Raw genomic sequence first — 4,847 nt, 5'->3', positions numbered from 1 at the left:
CGCAGTCGCCGCAGCACCTGCGGGTGGCGCAGCAGCGTCAGCATGCCGTTGGTGATGAGGTTGACGACGGTCTCATGGCCGGCGATGAGGAGCAGTTTGGCGGTGGCGACGATTTCGGCGTCGGCCATCCGGCCGTCGGGCCCGTCGTCGTTGGCCAGCCGGGACAGCAGGTCGTCTTCCGGCCTGCAGTGGCGCTGTTCCACCAGCTCGCCGAGGCGCTGGCGCAAGTCCTTGCGGGCCTGCATGCCCTTGTCCAGTTTCTCCTTCGGGTCGGTCTCTGGGCCGCTCGATAAGTCGTCGCCGCACGTCACGCCGTATATCGCCGTCGAAAGCCTCGCCGTGCTGGCCATCACGATCACGCAGCAAAAAGCGCAGCGACTCCATGCGTATGCCCGTGTCGACAGCGAGATTCCTCGCCTGCTGCACCGTCCAATCCCGCGTCGGATGGGCGGTGGCCCCGGCGATGTGCAGGCGCCGGGTACCGTGCTCGAGGAACGCCAGCGCGTACAACCGCCCACCCAGCGCGGTGTCGATGTGGAAGAAGTCTGCCGCGATGATGCCCTCGGCTTGGACGGTGCGGAACTCACGCCAAGTCGGGCCGGTACGATGCGGCGCCGGGTCGACGCCCGCGGCGTTCAGCATCTCCCAGACCGTGGAGGCGGCGATCTGATGCCCGAGTCGGGCCAACTCCCCCTGGATCCGCCTGTGTCCCCACCTCGGATTCTCCTGGGCCAGCCGCAGGACGAGCGTCTTGACCGCACTCGCCGAACGCGTTGAGGACCGGTGTGCTCTGGTGCGCTGGCCCGGCAGCTCCAAGGCTCTGGTCACCGCCGTATGCGAGAGCAGACTTGCGTTCGCGCTGGCCCGACTGCCGATTCGCGACCCCTCACTGGACGTGCTCACCGTCATGTCGGAACGGCTGAGAGCGGTGGTGCCGGCCGATCGGTTCGCCGGGCGGGACTCGCTGGCGCTGCAGGATCTGTCCGACCTCTGTTTCGTCGTCGCGCCTAATGAGGTCAGATCGGCCTATTACGACCAGCTCGACCGAGAAATGTTCGAGCGCGGGATCAGGAAACGAATCATGCTGACCGATGCCGGCTATGGCGGAATCGCTGAAACGGTTTCCAGCGGGATGGCCTTCCACTTTGCCATGCTCGACCCGGACAGCCCCATTCACGGCTACGCACTGGCGAACACCGAGGTCCTGCCGTTCACTGATTTCGAGGCCCCGTTGGAGACGGCCCTGATCTGGCGCCGCGAGCGCGCCTCGGGCGGCGACCTGGACGAACTCATCGAAGCAGCCCGCGAGGTCTTCGCCGATCCGATCCACGTCTGACACCGGGGCCGACGGCACGTACAGTGCGGGATTCGCGCCCGGATTCACCCTGGCCGAACTCTGACGGCGGTGTGACCACTGTGGTCACACCGGCATTAGCGACACGATAATTCCAATTCCCGAAATGCGCCATTAGCGTTCATTGTCATAGTCGACCAAGGCGACGAAAGGACGCAAAAAATGGCGGACACACACATCATCGGGTCGCTCGACGACGCAATAAGGGGTACCTTGTCGAATTCTCCTCACCTCCCCGCCGTCAACCGCGAGTGGCAGCTGGTCAAGCGCCCGGTCGGCTGGCCGACGCCCGAGGACTTCGCGCTGGTCGAGGCCCCCGTGCCGGTGCCTGGTGAGGGCCAGGTACTGGTGCGGAACATCTACCTCTCCGTGGACCCGTACATGCGGGGCCGAATGAATGCCGCGAAGTCCTACGCCGCTCCGTACGAGCTGGGCGAGGCCATGCGGGGCGGCGCGGTCGGCGAGGTCGTCGCCTCGAACGCCGAGGGCTTCAATGTCGGCGACCACGTCGTGCATGACCTTGGCTGGCGCGAGTACACGGCGGTGGACGCGCGAGACGCGGTCACGGTGAACGGCGAGATCGCGCCGCTGTCGACGTACCTCGGTGTCCTCGGCATGACCGGCTTGACCGCGTACGCCGGCCTGCTGCGCGCCGCCTCATTCCAGGAGGGCGACATCGTGTTCGTCTCCGGCGCGGCGGGTGCGGTCGGCAGCGAGGCGGGACAGCTCGCCAAGCTCATGGGCGCCTCGCGGGTGATCGGTTCGGCCGGCTCGGACGACAAGGTCAAGGTGTTGCTGGACGAGTACGGCTTCGACGCCGCGTTCAACTACAAGAAGGCCCCGGTCGGCGAGCAGCTGCGCGAGGCCGCGCCCGACGGCATCGATGTGTACTTCGACAACGTCGGCGGCGACCACCTGGACGCGGCCCTCGGCTCCCTCAACCTGCACGGCCGTATCGCCATCTGCGGCATGATCTCCACCTACAACAACACCGAGCCCGCCCCCGGCCCGGTGAACCTCTTCCGGCTGATCCAGACCCGCGGCCGTATGCAGGGCTTCCTGTTCAGGGACCACTGCGACATGCAGCCGCTCTTCGTCGACCAGGTCGGCCCCTGGGTCGCCTCGGGCGCGCTGAAGTACCGCGAGACGGTCGTCGACGGCATCCAGAACATGGTGGAGGCCTTCCTCGGCATGCTGCGCGGGGAGAACATCGGCAAGATGCTCGTCAAGTCCTGACGGCGTGGCGGCGGGTGGGCTGCTGCCCGCCGGTCGGTGCCCCCATCCGCACGGGCGGCGCCATCCATGGCACCGATCTTGGTGCCTCGTCTCCGCCGCGGCGGGTCGATCGGATCGAGCACGGTGCAACGGCATTGCGGGGCTCCACATGGCGGGGTTCAGCGCCCACCAGTCCCTTTACGTCTGCGCGTCGATGACACGTCGGAGGAGGGTGAGGAGTTGCTCCCGTCTTCCGGATCCAGGCGGGCGAAAACCGCTTCCTCGGCGGCGCGGGCGTCCGGCGATGCCTCGGTCACCACGCGTCTGCCCTGCGGGGTGACCGAAATAAGGCGGCGTCGACGGTTGTGGGGTCCGCGGCGGCCTCCACACGGCGTGAGCGATCGTCGACGGGTCGTACACCCACCACAACGCCTCCGCCGAGATTCTGGCGGAGGACAGCGGCCGCACACGGTTCGTCTGGACCACAGACCTGCGCCCGGACGCACTCGCGGAGGCCGCGGCCGCCGGCATGGGCCAGGCGCTCGCCGCGATCAAGCGGACCTTCGAGCTCCAGCCCGGCTGACGCCACGCCCCTGTCACGAGAGGAGTAGGAGGCATGGACTACGTATCCGTGGTCATCGATCAGGAGGTCGCGCGCATCACGCTCGATGCTCCGCCCGGCAACCGCATCAATTTCCAGATGCGCGAAGAGCTGGGACAGGCCGTGGACCGTGTCGCGGCGGGCACGGCACGGGCCCTGCTGGTGACAGGTGCCGGCGAGGACTTCTGCCTGGGCGGCGACGCACGGCAGTGGGTGGACGTCCCGGTGGAGAAGCTGCGGCCGAAGATCGCCGTCTTCGCCGAGGCCCTGCACAAGCTGGAGCAGCTACGCATTCCGACCATCGCCGTCGTTCAGGGAACCTGCGCAGGCGGCGGCTTCGAACTCGCCCTGAGCTGCGACCTCATTCTGGCGGGCGAGTCGGCACGCTTCGTCTTCCCCGAAGCCTTCCTCGGCATCATGACTCTCCAAGGCGGAATCGTGCAGCTCGCCGAGCGGGTGGGCCGCGCCCGAGCCATCGAACTCGTCATGACTGGCGAGCCGCAACCGGCGCGCCGCCTCGCCGACTGGAACATCGTGACCAATGTCGTCCCTGATCCGGAGCTGGACGCCGAGGCGGCCGCATGGGCCGATCGCCTCGGCCACGGCCCCACCGCGACCTACGCCGCGACCAAGGACCTCCTGGAGATCTGGCGCTCCGAGGCCGCGATGCGGCATGGGCCCGCCTGTACGACATCTCCATGCCGCTGTTCGAGCGGGAGGACGTACAGACAGCCATCCGCGCAGCCGCCAAGTCCATGGACGCAGGCCTCCCGCTCACCCCGGCCACGTGGCCGAATCGGTAGACCCCGTCGGGCGGAGCCGCTCCCGTCGAGCACCGCCGCCCCGTGGTGTCTGCTGACCGCTCCCGGGGAGACCGGACGTGGGTGCAGCATCGCGGGGGTGGCGGGGCCGGTCCGCGCTCCTGCCTGCGTCCCGCGCGGACCGGCCCTGTAGGCGGCCTGGGTCACCCAACTCGTCCGAAACATGGTCATGGACCTTCAGGACACCGGCGCCAGGGTGAAGTTCTTGATCCGGGACCGGGATGTTCGCTACCCGGCGGCCTTCGACGCGGTCCTGCAGGCCGAGGGTATCGAGGTCGTTCAGACCGGTGTCCGGATGCCGCGCGTGAACGCGCTCATGGAGCGATGGGTGCGATCCTGCCGGACCGGGCTCCTCGACCGCACCCTCATCTGGAACCAGGCCCATCTACTCCACGCGCTGCACGAGTACGAGCAGTTCTACAACCAGCACAGGCCCCACCGCACTCTCGCAAGCGCTGCACCACTCAGCCCCCTGCCCGAACCCATCACCTAGCCCGACCGGCTCACCCACCTCGCCGTCCACCGACGCGACCGCCTCGGCGGCATCCTGCACGAGTACCAACATGCTTCGTGACCAGCACGGACGTGATTCTTGGCACCTACAGGGTGATGGCAGCCCTGCGGGTGCAGGACTCTGCCGCGCGACTCGGACAAGGCATCGGCAGGGACAGAGCGGGACCGCCGGGCCGTCGGTCTTTGTCAGCCTTGGTACGCCTGGGACGGCTCAGTGATGCCTCCAACGTGATGCGGCGGAGTGCACATGAGGTTCCCCCTGCCGGCCGGACAGCTTGATACTGGGACGGATGGTCCCGGAGGAAGCAGTCACAGGTAGTGAGTAGCAAGAGCAACATGAGTA

Annotated in this window: 4 protein-coding genes and 2 pseudogenes; 4 read left to right on the top strand and 2 right to left on the bottom strand. The window is 67.7% G+C overall.

What is annotated here, in order from left to right; genetic code table 11:
- Both ACIBJF_RS52155 and ACIBJF_RS52150 read right to left on the bottom strand, forming a co-directional pair.
- A partial coding sequence (locus tag ACIBJF_RS52155; RefSeq protein ID WP_399184919.1) for a cytochrome P450 occupies positions 1-350 on the bottom strand: 350 nt, incomplete at its 3' end.
- A pseudogene (locus ACIBJF_RS52150) lies at positions 277-801 on the bottom strand (integrase); the annotation flags it as partial. The gene ACIBJF_RS52155 and the pseudogene ACIBJF_RS52150, both read right to left, overlap by 74 nt.
- Here ACIBJF_RS52150 and ACIBJF_RS52145 point away from each other — a divergent pair.
- From ACIBJF_RS52145 to ACIBJF_RS52130, 4 genes and pseudogenes are all read left to right on the top strand, one after another.
- A complete protein-coding gene (locus tag ACIBJF_RS52145) occupies positions 794-1,336 on the top strand; it encodes a LysR substrate-binding domain-containing protein (protein WP_399184918.1) in 543 nt (180 codons plus the stop codon). The pseudogene ACIBJF_RS52150 and the gene ACIBJF_RS52145 sit on opposite strands and share 8 nt — an antisense overlap.
- Positions 1,337-1,567: 231 nt before the next feature.
- Positions 1,568-2,590 carry an NADP-dependent oxidoreductase gene (locus tag ACIBJF_RS52140; protein ID WP_399184917.1) on the top strand — a complete coding sequence of 341 codons (1,023 nt, stop codon included), beginning with the start codon at positions 1,568-1,570 and terminating at the stop codon, positions 2,588-2,590.
- Between the two features lie 595 nt (positions 2,591-3,185).
- Positions 3,186-4,124, top strand: coding sequence for an enoyl-CoA hydratase/isomerase family protein (locus ACIBJF_RS52135; protein WP_399184916.1), 939 nt, complete (start codon positions 3,186-3,188; stop codon positions 4,122-4,124).
- Between the two features lie 3 nt (positions 4,125-4,127).
- Positions 4,128-4,565: pseudogene (locus tag ACIBJF_RS52130) on the top strand (integrase core domain-containing protein); the annotation flags it as partial.
- Between the last annotated feature and the right edge of the window lie 282 nt (positions 4,566-4,847).

It is taken from the genome of Streptomyces sp. NPDC050743, from assembly GCF_044456925.1.
Taxonomy (GTDB): domain Bacteria; phylum Actinomycetota; class Actinomycetes; order Streptomycetales; family Streptomycetaceae; genus Streptomyces.
Note: the sequence above shows the minus strand (reverse complement) of the source record. Positions and strands in the feature narration are given on the sequence as shown.